This is a genomic window from Terriglobia bacterium, from assembly GCA_020073205.1.
Lineage (GTDB): Bacteria > Acidobacteriota > Polarisedimenticolia > Polarisedimenticolales > JAIQFR01 > JAIQFR01.
This window is the reverse complement of record JAIQFR010000038.1, coordinates 18,971-36,331: the sequence shown is the minus strand read 5'-3', so window position 1 is coordinate 36,331 and position 17,361 is coordinate 18,971. Positions and strand designations below refer to the sequence as shown.

Genomic DNA, 17,361 nt, shown 5'->3' with positions numbered 1-17,361 from the left:
CGCGCGATCGTGATCGCGATGACCGGCTACTACACGCCGGAAACCGAGGCCAGGGTCCTGGAGTGCGGGGCGATCCGCTGCTTCGCGAAGCCGGTGGAGCCCTCGGTCCTGAGCGGCTTCATCGACTCGGTGCTCGAGCCCAGGACCGTTCTGGGGTCTCGCCGCGGCCATCAGCCGGTCCGCGCCTGAACCCCCCGATCTCGGGAAACTCCCTCCCTCCGGGTGGAATGACGCGCGTTGCGCCGGGAACGGGTTCTACGCGGCTTGTCGCGGGTCTCGCTCGGCGTGGAGCACGTCGAAGAGGCCGGCGACCTCGTCGTCACCTTCGATCACGGCGTGGATGCGCCGCGCGCCGAGGCGGTAGCCTCGCTCGGCCTGGAGGACGAACCCGTACATGAGGTCGAAGCGCGCCGTCTGCCCGGCGCGCTGGCGAGCGTCGGGATCCAGGTCGGCCCTCAGCTCGACCATCCCACAGATCAGCCAGCGTCGGTGGTCGAGAAAAGTGCCATCGACCGTGACCGTGTAGTCCGAACACCTGCGAAGGAACTCCATGCCTCGATCCTCCCGAGCCCAGGTTCTCCAACCGAGGTTTCAGAGGCGTAACGAACCTGAAATCAATGGGTGTCGGCGAGCCCACTCGCGCCGACGCGACGATCCGAGCCGTCAGGGCCGGTCACGGAACACACGAACCATGCCAAGGGCCGCGGGTGGCTGGCCCGCCCGCCGAACTCGACGGCACTGTCGGGAATCCTCGCGAAAACGACCGGCTTCGCGAGCGAGTCGGCCGCCCTCCGCCCATCGCAATTCGTTCCTACCGGGAAGATCCGGGTGCGCACGAAGTGCTCGACGCCCGTTACCCCGCGGTCGCACGGTTGAGCCTCGATGCAAGCCCGTGCATACTCGGCGGCAACGCGGGTTGGGAGGTGACGCACATGCGTGTCCTGCTCGGCTCCAAGAAGCTCGTGACGTCGGCGGCCGCTCTCGCTTTCGTGATGTTTGCGTCCGCCGCGCTGAAGGCGGCGGAAGGACAGAGCGCGAAGCCGCCCGAAGCGAGCGTCCTGCTCCATCCTCAGAGGGTCTTCGACGCGGTGAGCGAGACGGCCCACGAGGGCTGGGTCGTGCTCGTCACCGGCAACAGGATCGCGGCGGCCGGCCCCGTCGCCGAGGTCGAGGCTCCGGCCGGAGCGCGCACGATCGAGCTGCCGGACATGACCCTTCTGCCGGGCCTCATCGACGCGCACTCGCACATCTTCCTCCACCCGTATAACGAGACGCTGTGGAACGACCAGGTCCTCAAGGAGCCCTTGGCCTACCGGGTCATCGCCGCGGTGCTCCACTGCGAGCGCACGCTGATGTCCGGGTTCACGACGCTCCGCGACCTGGGCACCGAGGGCGCGGGCTACGCGGACCTGTCGGTCCAGCGCGCCGTCGACGAGGGGCGCATCCCCGGTCCGCGGCTCTACGTGGCCACGCTCGCCATCGTCGCCACCGCCAGCTACGGCCCGGGCCCGCTCGGCTTCGCCCCGGAGTTCGTTCCGCCCAAGGGCGCTCAGGAGGCCAGCGGCATCCCGCAGATCCTGCAAGCCGTGCGGGAGCAGGTCGGCCACGGCGCCGACTGGGTGAAGGTGTACGCCGACTACAGGCGGGGACCGCACGGGACCGCCGTGCCGACGTTCTCGCTCGAGGAGCTGAAGGCGCTGGTGGACGAGGCCCACAGCGCAGGCCGGCCCGTCGCGGCTCACGCGGCGACGGCGGAGGGGATGCGGCGCGCGGTGCTGGCTGGCGTCGAGACCATCGAGCACGGCTACGGCGGCACCGACGAGGTGTTCAAGCTCATGGCCGAGCGCCACGTGGCGCTCCTCCCGACGCTCGCCGCGTCCGAGGCGTACGCCGAGTACTTCGACGGGTACACGCGCGGCTCGGAGCCTCTGCCCCCCGACCTGAAGGAGGCGCTCCACGCGTTCGAGCTCGCGCTCAAGGACGGCGTCCTGATCGGGTGCGGCAGCGACGTCGGCGTGTTCCCCCACGGCGAGAACCATCGCGAGCTGGAGTGGATGGTGAGGGGCGGGATGACCCCGGCGCAGGCGCTCACCGCGGCCACCGCCGTGAACTCGAAGCTGCTCGAGCAGGCCGATCGGATCGGCCAGATCAGGGCCGGCCTGCTCGCCGACCTGATCGCGGTGCCGGGCGACCCGACCCGCGACATCCACGCCATCGCGACCGTCCGTTTCGTGATGAAGGACGGCCGGATCTACAAGCGGCCCTGATGCCTCGCAGCGACGGGTCTCCCGGGAGCGCGCTCCTCCTGATCCTCCTCGCGAGCTTGGTCCCCAGCACCTGGGCGGCGGGCGAGGTGCCGAGGAAGTCCGGCCTGACGGAGACCGCACGAGTCGAGCTGGAGCAGCTGGAGGTCACGGTCTGGCCCAAGACACCGGGGTCCGATGCCTGCCTGGGTCTGACCGCCTCCGACTTCGAGCTGCTCGTCGACGGCAAGCCGCGCCCGATCTACGCCGTCGACGCGATCGGGTCCGCCGAAGAGGTCTACGCGCCCGACGCCCCGCCCGCCGTCAGGCCGGTGGCCGGCGGGATGGCTCTCGTCCTGTTCTTCGATCTCTGGCATCTCGACACGTTCTACCGGGCTTTCGATGCCTGCCCGCGCACGAAGCCGATCGCGTTCGAGGAAGCGCGCCGCCTCGTGCGCGAGGAGTTCCACGAGGGCGATCGGTTGCTCCTCGTGACCTTCGCCGGATGGCCGGTCGTCCATTACGGCTGGATCGAGAAACGCGAGGAGGCCCTGGCGGCGCTCGATCGCCTCGAAAAGAACCGACAGGTACTGTCGCCCCGGCAGGAGCACATGAGCCACATCGCGTGGATCAACGGCATCGAGAGCCTCCTCCTGGCGCTGGGTCGCTACCCCGGGCGAAAGGACGTGATCTACCTCGGCGACGACTTTCGCTTCGACGACGTCGCGATGCGCATGTACGAGATCGCCGCCCGGGCCCAGGCCAACGGTGTCGTGGTGCACGCCGTGGACCTGCTCGATTCCTGCCGGAGCATCCCGGGGTGGGCCTGTCCCGACGGTCCTCCGCCTCCAACAGGTGGACTCTTGTGCACTCCGTTCAGCAACCCGGTCGCGCTCCGCCCCCTCTCCCGCGACACGGGGGGCGAGCTGTTCCGCATGGAGACGATCACGGCCGCCGTGCGCGAGCTGAGGTCCGTGCGGCGATGTCGGTACCTCGTGTCGTTTCGGAAAGAGACGCACGAGAAGGAACGGGCGCCTTCGGTGACCGTGAATCTCAAGGGCGATCGCAAGGACATCGCCCTCCACGCCCCGTCGAGCTTCGAGACGCCGGAGCAGGCGCCTTCGAAGAGAGACAAGGACGACGCGCTCTTCCTCTTGCCCCGATTCGGACGTGGGATCGGCGCCGAGGTCGGGCTGTGGCCCTATCGGCCCGCGGGCAAGCGCTGGCAAGCGCTCGCCCTGGCCCGCATCGAGCGCACCGACGAGGAGGCGTGGCCCGAGGAGCTGACCGAGATCCGCGTGGACGTTCTCGTGCACAAGCAGTCCCATGTCTACGCCGCGGTCCGGAAGACGATCACCGGCGAGGACCTGAAGGAGTTCCGGACGACGGGGCGGGAACGGCTGTTGGTGTTTCCCGTCGAGAAGGTCGGCCAGGGGGAGGCGACGTTGGACGTGACCGTCACCGCCGACGCGGAAGGCGTCTCGGCCAACGTGCGGAAGTTCTTCACGGTGCCGAAGCCGCCGGGGCCGGGCGAGGCCCGTCCGTGGTTCCTGTCGGATCACCTCGCCCGCGTGGGCGACGCCGTCCTGCGGGCCCCGTCGCTGGACGGGACCCTTTCCCCCGGCGAGGTCGGCTCGGTGATGGCGTACGCCTGCCGCGGCAAGACGGGCGCGTCCCCGACGTACACCGGGCGGCTGATTCCGATCGCGGGCGGCGCGGGCGTCGCCGTGACGCTCGGCTGGGTGGACCCGCCCCGCCACCCGAGCGACGGCTGCGGATGGCTCGTCGGCGCGATTCCCGACACCCTCGCGTCCGGACTCTGGACCTTCGAGCCGCCGGCCGACCTGGGTCGCGGGGAGAGCGCGTCGCCGCTCGAATTCTCCGTCGTGTCGTCGGCCCCATCGGCGGCGCTGCCGGCGGAGCTGGCGCCCAAGTAAGCACGCAGGCGAGGCGACGGCTTCCCGTCCGCGGCCAGGCCACAGCCCGTCGATTCTCGGACACCGGCCCGACAAGTCTCGATATCGCGCGGTTTATTCGTGGCACCCGGCTTGCTCCTCCGACCGGCGAGCATCGGAGGACCGGAACATGAGCGAGCGGACCGTCTGCGTCGAGACCGAAACGCCGACCGAGCCGAGGGACTTCCGTGCCGAGCTTCGAACGCTCGCGGAGGCGATCTCCCGGGACCCGTCCGACGCCGAACGCGTCGGTCTCTTGGCCGGGGTTGCCGAGGACTGGATCCGGTCGGAGGGGCTTCCGCTCTCCACCGACGCCGAGAGGACGAACCGAGTGGTGCTCGCCGATTGGCTGGCCCCCCTCGCCGGGACCGGCCGCGTCGCCCATTTCGGGACGCGGGAAGGAGCCGTCGGTGCCGCTCTCGCCTCGGCCGGGGCCACCGTCGTCTCGCATCTCGACCACGTCGCCAGGGCGGTCTCGGCCGCGGTCCGCTACGCCGGGCCGACGATCGAGTACTCGACGGTCGACCAGGCGAGCGCCGACCCCACACTCCTCGCGGATCTCGTCGTCGTCGAAACCGACGGATTCGAGCCCGTGCTGCCCCTTTCGCGGGCCCTCGGCGTGCTGCGCGCGGGCGGATGGCTCGCCGTCCTCGGCGCGCCGGTCGCCGTCACCGCGGAGGGTCTCGTCGCGGCGGGGATCTTCCGGGTCGGCGACGACTCGCACGTCCATCCCCTTCACCATCCGAACGGCGGCGAGCAGGTCGCGCTGCTACGATTCAGCGCCACCCGGAACACGCGCAACCTGCCTGCCGGCTCGGCCGCGCCGGACGGGGCGCGACGCGAGGACGGCCCTTCGCCCCTCGCGAAAGTGATCGCGGGCCGTAGGGACCGGAGCGAAGCCGAGGTGGCGCTCGAGCGCCGGGCCTCGTCGTTCAGCACGCTTCCGATCCCCGACCAGGAGTTGATCGACTGGGTCGGCGGCGGCACGCCGGCGATCTACGACCAGATCGGGATGGTCAGCGCGCTGCACCTGATGATCTACTGCGGCCTTCTGCCGCATCATCGGATCCTGGAGCCGGGATGCGGCTGTGGCCGGAACGCCCGCTGGGTCGCCCCGTACCTCGATCCCGAGAAGGGCTGCTTCTCCGGATTCGACATCTTCGGCAAGGCGGTGGACTACGCGACGCGCGAGATCACGTCCCGGTACCCGAACGCGCGGTTCGCCTTCGCGAACATCCGGAACACCGCGTACAACCCGCAGGGGGCGATCGTCGACTCGGACTACGTGTTCCCCTACGAGTCGGAGTCGTTCGACATCGTCTTCCTTCCTTCCGTCTTCACCCACATGACGCGGGCCGGCTTCGAGCAGTACGCGCGGGAGATCCACCGCGTGCTCAAGCCCGGGGGGCTGCTGCTGGCCTGGCACTTCCTTCTGAACGCCGTCTCCCGGCGGCAGATCGTCGAAGGCAAGTCGTCGCTTCCCCTCGTCGAGTACGACGACGTGTCGTGGGCCAAGTGGCGGGACAATCCGTGCGCGGCCATCGGGTTCGACGAGGCGTACGTGCTGGGCCTGTACGAATCGCTCGGCCTCAGAGCGCAGACGGTGATCTACGGCGACTGGTCCCGCCGGGAGCCGACCGGTCTCAAGGACTACCAGGACCGCGTGCTGGCATTGAAGCCCGAGGCGCGCCCGAGGTGACGGCGGCGCCCGGTCTCCCGGACGGACGGAATCGCGCGCGGGCGGTCCCCGGGAGCTGCCGCACAGGATTCGTCGCGGTGGGGATTGACGATTCGAGGCCGGGCCGTGCTACGATCGGCCCTTTCAAGGGAGGGTCGAACGTGGCGAAGCGCTCCGGCAACCCGATCACGAGGCACATCCGAATCATCCGAAGATCTCTGACCGCGATCGATCGGTCGCTCGGGCGGCTGGTCGCTCTCACGAACGGGCCCATGGCGCGCCGTGGTTCAGGGAACGAGCCGACCGGGCGAAAGCTGAGGCTGTCTCCCAAGCGCCGCGCGGAATTGAAGCTCCAGGGGAGCTACATGGGGTTCGTGCGGAAGCTGAAACCGCGGCAGAAAGCCGTGGTCAAGGCGCTTCGCGCCAAGAAGGGTTTCAGGTCGGCCATCGCGCTGGCGAAGAGGCTGGCGCCCCGGTAGCGGTTCGCGCGCGTTCGACGGAATCTCCGGCTCGTTGTGGAGACCGGACCGCGCTGGCGTGAAGAGGTTCAAGATCTGGCCGGTCCTCACCTTCGGCCTCGCGTACCGCTTCTGACCTGAAACGAGCGCCTGGCCGCGCCATCCGGCGATCCGCCACCGCGGGATCGCTCCGCCTTGATCGGCGTCAATGCCGCGTCTTTGAGCATGGAGTAGAACTCCATTCGACGTGGGTTGAGCGACTCGAAAAGGGGATGGTGAGTGACGCGCTGGTTTCGCCGTTCCGGGCCGACGCTCCTTCCGATCGCGCTCGCGTGCGGAGCGCTGATCGTCGCCGGGGTGCTGGTCTGGCAGGCCGTCGAGGCGCGCGGCAGCCCGGATCCCACGGATCCACGCTCCCGGGAGGCCGCGGTCCTGAACACGGGCATCCTCGTCTTTCGGGAAGGTCTCGAGGCGATTCTGGTCCTGGCGTCCATCACCGCGAGCCTCGTCGGCGCCAACGGGATCCACCGGCGGCCGGTGGCCGCCGGCTCGGTTCTCGGCTTCCTCGCCACCGTGGCGACGTGGTTCGTCGCGGTCGGGATCCTCAGCGCGATCGACGCTCCGGCGCTCGATCTGCAGGCGGCGACGGGGCTGCTTGCCATCGGCGTCCTCCTGGTGGTCATGAACTGGTTCTTCCACCGGATCTACTGGACCGGCTGGATCTCCATGCAGAACCGCCACCGCCGGAACCTCATGGAGCGGAGCTCGTCGCGGAGGAGGATCTACTGGGGGTTGGTCACGCTCGGGTTCGCATCCGTGTACCGTGAAGGCGTCGAGGTGGTGCTGTTCCTGCAGTCGATTCGGCTGAAGGTCGGGTCCCGCACGGTCCTTCTCGGGGTCGTCCTGGGGCTCGTCCTCACCGCGATCGTCGGCGCGCTGACCCTCGTGGCCCACCGCCGGCTTCCCTACAAGAGGATGCTGGTGCTCACGGGCGTCATGCTGGGAGCGGTGCTGGTCGTGATGGTCGGGGAGAGCGTGCAGGAGATGCAGCAGGCGCTCTGGCTGCGAACCACGCCGGTGCGCATCTCGATTCCCGCGTGGATGGGGACCTGGCTCTCCGTGTTCCCCAATTTGGAAACGATCGTGGCGCAGGGTGTGGCCGCCGCGCTCGTTCTCGGCTCCTACCTGGGAGCGAGCTACTTGAGGGTCTGGCGCCCACGGCACCGAAAAGAAGCCCCCGCCTACCGTCCGGTCGCGCCCCCGGTCGCCGTCGAGCCGGGTGATCTCGGGCTCTAGGCGCGCGCACACGATCGAGGAGAATCGCCTCACGGTGTAACTCCTTCGCGAACGGCGCCGCGGTCCATTGCCGAGATTCCTTCCGCCGCGAGCCGCGCTCCGGCAGCGCGCTTCGCGGTTCTCCCGGATTTGCGCGGTCATCCGCCGGCCTCGCCGTTGCCGCGAGGATCTGGCACCGCCATTGCAGTGTGCCTTCCACGATCGGGTTCCTGGGCCTGCGGTCGATACAACTCGTCTCTCCCCACGCGCTCCGCGTCAGACCCACGCCTCCTGATCAAGAAGGAGGGATCTCATGAGAACGATGCACGCCTCTTCCGTCATGAGTCGTCGGGCCGTCGTCGTCGGGGCGGCCCTGGTCCTGTTCGCATTCGTCGCCGCGATGGCGGTGCCCACGGGCCCGGTCGCGACGGTCAAGGGCCAGATCCTGGCCGTCGACGTCGACGCGAAGACGGTGGCCCTGAAGGTGCTGTCGAAGAGCGAGGGGGCGGATCCGGCGGAGATCAGCGTCGCCGTGGACGAGCAGACGAAGATCCTGAAGGGAAACCGACCCGTCGGTCTGTCGGAGGTGCAGGTCGGGGACGACGCGGAGGTCGCCTATCGAAACGACGAAGGGAAGAACGTCGCCGTATCGATCGGCATTCAGGAGAAGAAGGCTTCCTGACCCGACGAGCCGTCGTCGACCGGCCGCTCGGGAACTGTCACCCGGGGCCCGCCGACCGGACGGGGCCGAGGTCTCCCGGCAAGGATGACGCGGTTCGGGAGACTCTCTCGGCCACGTCCGGGGCGGAGGGCGGGTACGCTGAGAGCCGGACTACGCGGGATGCTCCCGGAATTCCCGGAGGAGCAGCCAGATCAAGACGAGCCGGCGGGTCACCTCTGCCAGCGCATGCCGGAACAGGCCGTACTCGCGGGAGTCGTCCACGTACGGTCCGAGGCACCAGAGCACGGCGTCGAGCAGCCCGTTCACGAGCGCCCAATAGGCGAAGAGGTTGAGCTCTTCGAAATCCGAATACATCCCTGAACTCCCACCGGTACATGTACCGCGAGGACCCGCGGAGCGCCATGACATTCTCGACGGGCGAGGGGCTTGAGTCCCGAGCCTCACCGCGCGGTAATCCTCACGGATGGCGACCGGCGGCGGTCGCGCGCCGTCGGTGGTCGAGTCGGTTCCCGGGTATCCATCGCGTGTTCGGGTCGAACATCCTGAACCCGGAGCCCTCTCTGAAATCGGGCGTCCAGGATCAGGAGTACTACCGAGCGCTCTGGAAACGGATTCTGGGCGGGAAGGTCCATCGGGCCATGGTCGTGAATCGGAAGAAGAACGGGGATCTCTTCTACGCCGAGCAGACCATCACGCCGATTCAGGATTCCGCGGGCCAGATCACCCAATTCGTCTCGGTGATCAAGGACATGACCGAGCGCAGGAAGCTCGAGGCGCAGAAGATCGAGATGGAGCTCGCCGGGAAGGTCCAAAGGAAGCTGTACCCCCAGATGCCTCCTCGTCTCTCCGGGGTCGATCTCGCGGGCGCGGTGTTCCCCGCGGGGCACGGCTGCGGGGATTATTCCGACTTCGTCGACATGGCCGGGGGATCCTGCGGGATCGCCATCGGGGACGTGGCGGGACACGGGTTGGGTCCGGCGCTGATGATGGCTGAAGCGAGGGCGTACCTCCGTTCCATCGCTCGGACCCGTAGGGACCCCTGCGAGGTCCTCAACGAGATCAACGCGGCGCTGGCCCGCGACATGGCGGACAATCTCTACATCACGCTGCTGCTCGCGCGCCTCGACGCGCCGCCCTATCGTCTCGTCTGCGGGAGCGCGGGACACGTTTCGGGCTATGTGCTCGACGGGAAGGGGCGCGTCCGATCCGTGCTGAAGTCCATCGGGCCGCCACTCGGAATGTTCGAGAAGACGGTCTACCGGGGATCCCAGGAGATCGACCTCACGCCCGGGGAGATCGCGTTCCTCCTCACGGACGGCCTCGTGGAGAGCGAGGGGCCCGGCGAGGAAGAGTTCGGCGCCGAGAGGGCCCTCGAGGTGGTCCGCAGGCATCGTCACGACAGCGCGCAGGAGATCATCCGCCACCTCCACCGCGCCGCCCGGAGATTCAGCGGCCATGTGGAGCAGCGCGACGACATCACCCTGGTCGTCTGCAAGCTGGACTCCGCGCCGGTCGCCGACCGCCACCCCCGGGCGATCCTCCCGAGGCGGCACTGACCGGAATTCGGGAACGTCCGGTTCCATCCGCCCAACTCCTCCCCCACTCCTGCGTATAACCGATGGAATGTCGCTCGCTCTCGCCCTTCGGCTGGGCCGTGGCTGCGCCGTGCTCGCGCTCCTGGCGCGGATCGGGGCGGGGCAGTCCTGGTGCGCCGATCCGAAGCCGGGCCCGCCGCTCTCGATCCGGCGGGCCTCGGGACCGATCACGGTGGACGGCGACCTTTCCGACCCGGGGTGGCAGGGGATCGAGGGGATCACGACCTGGTTCGAGACCAACCCGGGCGACAACACCGAGCCCAAGCTCCGCAACGTGGCCTACCTGGCCTACGACGACCGCTTCTTCTACGCGGGGTTCGAATTCGAAGACCCGCATCCCGAGCGGATCCGTTCCCCCCTCGGCGACCGCGACGCCGTGCCGGGCTCGACCGATTACGGCGGGGTGATCGTCGACAGCCGGAACGACGGGAAGACCGCGCAGATGTTCCTGGCCAACCCGCGGGGCACCCAGTACGACGCGATCACCAGCGACGCCACCGGCGAGGACCCGTCCCCCGATTTCTACTGGGACGCCGCCGGGAAGATCACGGCGAGAGGCTGGAGCCTCGAGATCCGAATCCCGTTCTCGTCCCTGAGGTACGAAGCCGGCGGCGACGCGACCTGGGGGATCCTCCTGTACCGCAACTATCCGCGGGACCGGCGCTATCAGATCTTCACGGCACGGCTGCCTCGAGACGTCAACTGTTTCATCTGCAACGCGAGCAAGCTCACCGGCCTGTCCGGTCTTCCCCAGGGCTCTCACGTGGTGGTCGCGCCGTTCGCGACCGCTTCGCGGACGAGCGAGCCGAGAGACGGCCCCGGGACGCCGCTCGAGAGCGGGAGGGTCCGGTCCGACGCGGGGCTCGACGTGAAGTGGAACCCGACGGCGGACACCGCCATCGACGCCACGGTGAACCCGGACTTCGCGCAGGTCGAGTCGGACGCGACCCAGATCTCGACCAACGAGCGCTTCGCGATCTTCTACCCGGAGAAGCGGCCGTTCTTCCTCGAGGGGATCGATCTCCTGGCGACGCCGATCCAGGCGGTGTACACGCGCACCATCACCTCCCCGCGCACGGGCGCGCGCGCCACCGGCCGATTCGGCACCACGTCCTACACGGCGCTCGTGGCGGAGGACCGGGGAGGGGGACTCGTCGTCCTGCCCGGGCCCGAAAGCTCGGGCCTCGCCCAGCAGACGTTCGATTCGCGCGTGGGGGTGGTGCGCTTCAAGCGCGATTTCGGGGTCTCGTTCGCCAGCTTCCTCGCGACCGCGCGGGAGATCGACGGGGGGGGCCACAACCGGGTGTTCGGCCCCGATTTCCAGTGGCGGCCGAGGCCTTCCGACTCGGTCACGGGGCAGTTCCTCTGGAGCGACACACGGACGCCGCGGCTGCCGGACCTCGCCGCCGAGTGGGTCGGGAAGAGCCTCTTCGGCCACGCGTTCGACCTCAATTGGTCGCACGGCACCCAGCACGTGGACTGGTACGCCCAATGGCTGGACATCGGCGCCGACTTCCGGGCCGACACGGGCTTCGTGCCGCAGGTCGGCTACGAGGAAGGGTACCTCGAGACCGGGTACACGATCCGGCCCAAGGACCGCTTCCTCTCGCGCCTTCGACTGTTCACCTCGAACTACTACGACCGAGGAGAGGCGGGAGAGGCGATCTCCACCCGCGCGTCGGTCGGCGCCGGGATGGACGGGCGCTGGAACAGCTTCTTCCGCATCGAGCTGGACGAGGACCACATCCGGGCGGTGGACCGCCTCCTGGAGCGGTTCCGTCCCGTGGTGACTCTCCAGGTGAACCCGGGGCGCGTGGTCGACCAGATCGCGCTCCAGGGGTTCATCGGCCGGGAGATCGACATCGACAACGGGCGCGAGGGGCGCGGTGGCGACCTGTCGCTCTCCGGCACGCTCCGGCCGAGCTATCACCTGGCGCTGGCGCTGTCGGCCGGCCGGAGGTGGCTGGACGTGGATACCGGGAACGGTCTCTCCGGACGGCTGTTCACCGCGCAGATTGAGCGCCTGCGCGCCGTGTGGAGCTTCAGCTCGCGCGCCTTCGTCCGGGTCATCGGCCAGTACGAGAGGGCCGAGCGCGACACCGCCCTTTACACCGCGACGGTGACGCCCAAGGACGCGTCCTTCACCGCTTCGGCGCTGTTCGCGTACAAGCTCAGCTGGCAGACCCTCCTCTACCTAGGCTACGGCGACGATCGGACCTACACGGACACGACCGGACGCCTCGAGCCGGCGGACCGGCAGTTCTTCCTGAAGCTCTCCTACGCCTGGCAGCATTGAGAGGGGACGAGGATCGCGCGCCTCCGGCCCGATCTCCTGTTATCGTGGTGGGATGCTGACACGTCGTCCGGGGGGCGGGAGGCGGCCATGTCCATTCGACCGATTCAGCGGCTCGCGAAGGCGAAGCCGACCATCGAGGGCGCGGGGGTGCATCTGCGGCGGGCGTTCGGATTCGGAAACACCGGAGACTTCGATCCGTTCCTGCTTCTCGACGATTTCCGCAACGATCGACCCGAGGACTACCTGGCGGGCTTCCCGTGGCACCCGCACCGCGGCATCGAGACCATCACGTACGTGCTCGCCGGGACCGTCGAGCACGGCGACAGCCTGGGCAACCGGGGCGCGATCGCAGCCGGCGACGTTCAGTGGATGACCGCCGGGAGCGGAATCATCCATCAGGAGATGCCCCAGGGGGATCGCGACGGGCGCATGCACGGCTTCCAGCTGTGGGCGAACCTGCCGTCGTCGCTCAAGATGACCCGTCCCCGCTACCAGGAGGTGAAGTCCGCCGACGTCCCCGAGGTCAAAGACGACGATGGGACCACGGTCCGCGTGATCTGCGGGAGCCTCTGGGGCGCCTCGGGGCCGGTGGCCGGGACCGCGGCGGAGCCGAGCTACTTCGACGTCTCGGTGCCCCCGGGCAAGCGGAAGACCCTCCCGGTCGAGACCACGCGCCACGCGTTCGCCTACGTGTTCGCCGGCTCGGGGAAGTTCTGCAACGCCTCCGGCCCCCTGGCGGTGCCGACCGAAAGCGTCGGCTGGGCGGACACGTCCCCGCCGGCGGAGGCGGACGATCGGTCCCTCGTGCTCTTCGACCGCGGCGACGAGATCGCGGTGCAGGCCGGCGAGAAAGGGATCCGCTTCCTCCTCGTGTCGGGTAAGCCGTTCCACGAGCCCGTCGCCTGGTACGGGCCCATCGTGATGAACACGCAGGACGAGCTTCGCCGGGCGTTCGAGGAGCTGAACGCGGGGACGTTCCTGAAGATCGAAGGACGAGGCTAGGGCGAGATTGGGGGCGCCAGCAAGTATGCGGTATCGACCGGCCGCACGCGCCGGATGGAGGAAGTCGAGATGGTCACGCGGAAGAAGGCGGCTCGACCCGCCACGAGGAAAGCGACGAAGAAGTCGACGAAGCCGCCCACGAATCACGACGCGATGATGGCGGCCTGGCAGAAGGCGATGACGCCTTCGAAGGGCCATCGCCGGCTCGAGCCGCTGGCGGGGACGTTCAGCGCCCGGACCACGTTCACCATGGCGCCGGGGGCGCCCCCGGAGGTCAGCGAAGCGCGGTCCGAGAACCGCTTCGTGCTCGGCGGACGCCACCTCGAGCAGGCCTACAGCGGGAGCTCGATGGGCATGCCCTTCGAGGGGCTCGGCTTCACCGGCTTCGACAACGTCCTGGGCAAGTACGTCGGTACCTGGATGGACACGTTCGGCACCGGCACGATGCGGAGCGAGAGCGTGGGCAAGCCCACCGACCGCAGGATCGATTTCGTGGCGACGGCCCACGAGCCCTCGGGCCGCAAGATGACCTTCGATTGCCGGCTCCGCATCCGGGACGGCGACCACCACAGCTTCGAGATGTGGACGAAGGGCCCGGGCGGCAAGAAGTACCGGGTCATGCTGACCGAGTACGCAAGAACGTAGCCGGTCCCGACCGCAGCGGTTCCCGCGGTCGATCCGCCCGCCTCACCGGCCGGAACGCCGCAAGAACATCGGGATCTGCGTTCCGTATACGCAGCCCGAGGCCCCATGCTGTCCAGTCGAGGACGTCGGACCGGAAGTCCCAACCAGGAGGAGTCATGCGAAGGAAATGCACGCTGCTGCCCGTCGTGTTCGCGATCGGTGTCGCGATGGCGTCCGCCGACACCAGCACTCCGCTGATCGTCCGGTCGCCGACGCTCAGCAGGACCGCGATCGTGTTCCAGTACGGGGGATGCCTGTGGAGCGTGCCGCGCGAGGGCGGCGAGGCCCGGCAGCTGACCACGGGGGGCCACGAGGGCGGGGCGGTCTTCTCGCCGGACGGGCAGTCGATCGCCTTCACCGGAGAGTACGACGGCAACGTGGACGTCTTCGTCATGGCGGCGGCAGGCGGGGAGCCTCGGCGCCTGACCTGGCACCCGGGATTCGACTTCGCCATCGGCTGGACGCCGGACGGCAAGCGGATCCTGTTCGGATCGGGGCGCGAGGCTTACGCCGACTTCACCCGGCTGTACACCATCCCGGTGGAAGGCGGGTGGCCGCAGGCGCTTCCGATGTGGCGGGCCTTCGCGGGCTCGTACTCGCCCGACGGCTCGCGCCTCGCCTACGTGCCGACCTTCCAGTGGCAGGCCGCCTGGAAACGCTACCGCGGCGGCCAGACCACCCCGATCCACGTCGTGCGCCTCGGCGACCTGAGCCTCGAGACCATCCCCCGGGAGAACTCCAACGACGCGTTCCCCACGTGGGTCGGCGACACGATCTACTTCCTCTCGGACCGCAGCGGACCGGTGACGCTCTACGCCTACGACACGAGGTCGAGGGCGGTGAAGCAGGTGATCGCCAACGAGGGGCTCGACTTCAAGTCTCTGTCCGCCGGTCCCGATGCCCTCGTCTACGAGCAGTTCGGCGGCATCTTCATCTGCGACCCGCGGAGCGGCGCGTCGCTGAAGGTGGACATCCGCATCGCGGGCGACCTGCCCGCGACGCGGCCGCGATTCGAGAAGGTCGCGGAGAAGATCGCCGCGGCGGGCATCTCGCCGACGGGGGCGCGCGCCGTCTTCGAGGCTCACGGCGAGATCCTCACCGTGCCCGCCGAGAAAGGGGACATCCGGAACCTGACGCGCACGACCGCCGTCGCCGAGCGGGATCCCGCCTGGTCGCCCGACGGCAAGTGGATCGCGTTCTTCTCCGACGAAGCGGGGGAGTATGCGCTGCACGTGGCCGACCAGTCCGGTCTCGGCCCGGTGAAAAGGATCGACCTCGGACGGCCGCCGTCGTTCTTCTATTCCCCTCGCTGGTCGCCTGACAGCAAGAAGATCGCCTACGTCGACAAGCGGTTGAATCTCTGGTACGTGGACGTCGAGAAGGGCGAGCCGCTGAAGGTGGACGCGGATCCCTACGAGGACCCCACGACCACGCTGGATCCGGCGTGGTCGCCGGACAGCAAGTGGCTCGCCTATTCCAAGTTCCTGCCGAACCACCTGCGGAGCGTGTTCCTCTACGCGCTGGAGACCGGCAAGAGCGGCCGTATCACGGATGGCCTGAGCGATGCGCGCATGCCCGTCTTCGACGGCGGGGGCAAGTCTCTGTTCTTCGCGGCGAGCACGAACGTCGGCCTCTCCGTGGGATGGCTCGACCTCTCGAGCTACCAGCACCCGGTGTCGCGGAGCGTCTACGCGGTGGTGCTGAAGAAGGGGGATCCGTCCCCGGTCGAGCCGCAGAGCGACGAGGAGAAGGTCGCCGGCGAGAAGGAGAAACCGGGCGAGGCCGCCGCCGACAAGGCAAAGGAGGGGGAGAAGACCAAGGAGGGCGGGAAGGGGAAGGAGGCGGACAAGGGAAAGGAAGGGGACAAGAAGGAAGAGCCCGTCAAGGTGACGGTCGATCTCGACGGCATCGGCCAGCGCATCGTGGCCCTTCCGGTCAAGGCGGCCAATTACGTCGGCCTCGCTCCCGGCAAGGCCGGGACGCTCTTCCTCGCCGAGCTGCCCGCGGTTCCCCCCCTGGGCGATCCTGCGACGCTGACCGTGTCGAAACTCGACCTGGCGACGCGGAAGACCGAGCCCTTCCTGAGCAACGTCCGGGCCTTCGGGGTCTCGTTCAACGGCGAGAAGGCGCTCTACCGGCAGGACTCGGGGTGGTTCACCGCCGCGACGACCGCCGCGCCGAAAGCCGGGGAAGGCGCGCTTGCGCTCGGCGACATGGAGGTCTACGCCGACCCGAGGGCCGAGTGGAGCCAGATGTACCACGAGGTGTGGCGCATCGAGCGGGACTTCCTGTACGACCCGAACCTTCACGGGCTGAACCTCGCCGACGCCGAGCGCAAGTACGCCCCATTCTTGAAGGGGCTCGGCGGCCGGGGAGATCTCAACTACCTGTTCGAGGAGATGCTGGGGGAGATCACCGTCGGCCACATGTTCGTCGGCGGCGGCGACGTCCCGGAGGCGAGCAAGGTCAAGGGCGGGCTGCTCGGCGCCGACTTCGGGATCGAGAACGGCCGCTACCGGTTCTCGCGGGTGTTCAACGGCGAGAACTGGAACCCGGAGCTGCGGGCACCGCTGACGCAGCCTGGCGTGGACGTGAAGCCGGGCGAGTACCTCCTCGAGGTCAACGGCGCCGCGGTGCGCCCGCCGGAGGACGTCTACCGGTTCTTCGAGAACACCGCCGGAAAGCAGGTCAGGATCAAGGTCGGGCCGAGCCCCGACGGCAAGGCCGCGCGCGACGTGACGGTCGTGCCGCTCGATTCGGAGTTCGCGCTGCGCAACCGCGCCTGGGAGGAGGACAACCGCCGCAAAGTGGACGAGCTGAGCGGCGGCCGGATAGCCTACGTGCACGTGCCGGACACCGCCGTCGGAGGGTACCAGAACTTCAACCGATTCTACTTCGCGCAGGTCGGCAAGGAGGCCGCCGTCATCGACGAGCGCTACAACCACGGCGGCGAGGTGGCCGATTACCTCATCGACCTCCTGGAGCGGCCGCTGCGCAACTGCGACACGACCCGGGAGGGGGAGAAGTTCTGCTCGCCCCTGGCGCAGATCTACGGGCCCAAGACGATGATCATCAACGAGATGTCGGGCTCGGGAGGCGACGCGCTTCCCTGGATGTTCAAGCAGGACAAGATCGGCCCCCTGGTGGGGACCCGCACGTGGGGCGGCCTCATCGGCATCTACAACTACCCGCCGCTTCTGGACGGCGGCTCCGTCACGGCACCGCGCGTGGCGATCTACGGTCTTCACGGCGAGTGGGAAGTGGAGAACCGAGGGATCGCGCCGGACATCGAGGTGGAGAACGATCCCGCCCAGGTCGCGGCGGGCCACGATCCGCAGCTCGAGAAGGCCGTTCAGGTCACGCTGGAGGCTCTCGGGAAGCATCCGGTCGTGCTCCCGGATCCTCCGCCCTATCCGAATTACCACCCAAAGTAGCCGCGTCGACCGTGCTACCATCGCCCCATCCGCGAGTTCCGAGCGTAAGAAGGGGACCC

General features: G+C 68.7%; 14 protein-coding genes. 12 read left to right on the top strand and 2 right to left on the bottom strand.

The features are described from left to right. Nucleotides 1-189, top strand: a 189-nt coding sequence (locus LAO51_09995; GenBank protein MBZ5639069.1) for a hypothetical protein, incomplete at its 5' end; no start/stop codon positions are given. A 66-nt stretch (nt 190-255) separates the two neighbouring features. Here the strand turns inward: LAO51_09995 and LAO51_09990 are convergent. Further along, complete coding sequence (locus tag LAO51_09990; GenBank protein MBZ5639068.1) at nt 256-552, bottom strand: hypothetical protein; 297 nt, start codon at nt 550-552, stop codon at nt 256-258. Nucleotides 553-992: 440 nt separating this feature from the next. Here LAO51_09990 and LAO51_09985 point away from each other — a divergent pair, with 440 nt between their 5' ends. The 6 genes from LAO51_09985 (at nt 993) to LAO51_09960 (ending at nt 8,291) form a co-directional block, all read left to right on the top strand. Beyond that, complete coding sequence (locus LAO51_09985) at nt 993-2,267, top strand: amidohydrolase family protein (GenBank protein ID MBZ5639067.1); 1,275 nt, start codon at nt 993-995, stop codon at nt 2,265-2,267. Then, complete coding sequence (locus LAO51_09980) at nt 2,267-4,180, top strand: hypothetical protein (protein ID MBZ5639066.1); 1,914 nt, start codon at nt 2,267-2,269, stop codon at nt 4,178-4,180. The genes LAO51_09985 and LAO51_09980 overlap by 1 nt, the downstream gene beginning before the upstream one ends. 148 nt (nt 4,181-4,328) lie before the next feature. Further along, nucleotides 4,329-5,897 carry a class I SAM-dependent methyltransferase gene (locus LAO51_09975; protein ID MBZ5639065.1) on the top strand — a complete coding sequence of 523 codons (1,569 nt, stop codon included), beginning with the start codon at nt 4,329-4,331 and terminating at the stop codon, nt 5,895-5,897. 140 nt (nt 5,898-6,037) lie between these two features. Continuing rightward, on the top strand, nt 6,038-6,355 hold the full coding sequence (locus tag LAO51_09970; protein ID MBZ5639064.1) for a hypothetical protein: 318 nt from the start codon (nt 6,038-6,040) through the stop codon (nt 6,353-6,355). A 339-nt stretch (nt 6,356-6,694) separates the two neighbouring features. Then, on the top strand, nt 6,695-7,630 hold the full coding sequence (locus tag LAO51_09965; protein ID MBZ5639063.1) for an FTR1 family protein: 936 nt from the start codon (nt 6,695-6,697) through the stop codon (nt 7,628-7,630). 292 nt (nt 7,631-7,922) lie between these two features. Beyond that, nucleotides 7,923-8,291 carry a hypothetical protein gene (locus LAO51_09960; protein ID MBZ5639062.1) on the top strand — a complete coding sequence of 123 codons (369 nt, stop codon included), beginning with the start codon at nt 7,923-7,925 and terminating at the stop codon, nt 8,289-8,291. A 150-nt stretch (nt 8,292-8,441) separates the two neighbouring features. Here the strand turns inward: LAO51_09960 and LAO51_09955 are convergent, their stop codons facing one another. Next, nucleotides 8,442-8,645 carry a hypothetical protein gene (locus LAO51_09955; GenBank protein MBZ5639061.1) on the bottom strand — a complete coding sequence of 68 codons (204 nt, stop codon included), beginning with the start codon at nt 8,643-8,645 and terminating at the stop codon, nt 8,442-8,444. Nucleotides 8,646-8,815: 170 nt separating this feature from the next. Between LAO51_09955 and LAO51_09950 the strand changes: the two genes are divergently transcribed. The 5 genes from LAO51_09950 (at nt 8,816) to LAO51_09930 (ending at nt 17,302) form a co-directional block, all read left to right on the top strand. Beyond that, nucleotides 8,816-9,847: a SpoIIE family protein phosphatase gene (locus LAO51_09950; GenBank protein ID MBZ5639060.1), complete on the top strand. Its 1,032-nt coding sequence runs from the start codon at nt 8,816-8,818 to the stop codon at nt 9,845-9,847. A 67-nt stretch (nt 9,848-9,914) separates the two neighbouring features. Further along, the gene (locus LAO51_09945; protein ID MBZ5639059.1) at nt 9,915-12,182 is read left to right on the top strand and encodes a carbohydrate binding family 9 domain-containing protein; all 2,268 of its coding nucleotides are present in this window, start codon (nt 9,915-9,917) and stop codon (nt 12,180-12,182) included. An 87-nt stretch (nt 12,183-12,269) separates the two neighbouring features. After that, complete coding sequence (locus LAO51_09940) at nt 12,270-13,184, top strand: pirin family protein (protein MBZ5639058.1); 915 nt, start codon at nt 12,270-12,272, stop codon at nt 13,182-13,184. 69 nt (nt 13,185-13,253) lie between these two features. Next, nucleotides 13,254-13,829: a DUF1579 domain-containing protein gene (locus tag LAO51_09935; GenBank protein ID MBZ5639057.1), complete on the top strand. Its 576-nt coding sequence runs from the start codon at nt 13,254-13,256 to the stop codon at nt 13,827-13,829. Between the two features lie 206 nt (nt 13,830-14,035). Further along, nucleotides 14,036-17,302 (top strand): PDZ domain-containing protein, encoded by a 3,267-nt coding sequence (locus LAO51_09930; protein ID MBZ5639056.1) that lies wholly within the window; start codon nt 14,036-14,038, stop codon nt 17,300-17,302. Nucleotides 17,303-17,361: the final 59 nt, after the last annotated feature.

Bases quoted from the DNA above. Each gene is read 5' to 3' on its own strand.
- LAO51_09940 (MBZ5639058.1), top strand. From the start codon at position 12,270: ATGTCCATTCGACCGATTCAGCGGCTCGCGAAGGCGAAGCCGACCATC.
- LAO51_09960 (MBZ5639062.1), top strand. From the start codon at position 7,923: ATGAGAACGATGCACGCCTCTTCCGTCATGAGTCGTCGGGCCGTCGTC.
- LAO51_09930 (MBZ5639056.1), top strand. From the start codon at position 14,036: ATGGCGTCCGCCGACACCAGCACTCCGCTGATCGTCCGGTCGCCGACG.
- LAO51_09985 (MBZ5639067.1), top strand. From the start codon at position 993: ATGTTTGCGTCCGCCGCGCTGAAGGCGGCGGAAGGACAGAGCGCGAAG.
- LAO51_09935 (MBZ5639057.1), top strand. From the start codon at position 13,254: ATGGTCACGCGGAAGAAGGCGGCTCGACCCGCCACGAGGAAAGCGACG.
- LAO51_09955 (MBZ5639061.1), bottom strand. From the start codon at position 8,645: ATGTATTCGGATTTCGAAGAGCTCAACCTCTTCGCCTATTGGGCGCTC.
- LAO51_09990 (MBZ5639068.1), bottom strand. From the start codon at position 552: ATGGAGTTCCTTCGCAGGTGTTCGGACTACACGGTCACGGTCGATGGC.
- LAO51_09945 (MBZ5639059.1), top strand. From the start codon at position 9,915: ATGTCGCTCGCTCTCGCCCTTCGGCTGGGCCGTGGCTGCGCCGTGCTC.
- LAO51_09980 (MBZ5639066.1), top strand. From the start codon at position 2,267: ATGCCTCGCAGCGACGGGTCTCCCGGGAGCGCGCTCCTCCTGATCCTC.
- LAO51_09975 (MBZ5639065.1), top strand. From the start codon at position 4,329: ATGAGCGAGCGGACCGTCTGCGTCGAGACCGAAACGCCGACCGAGCCG.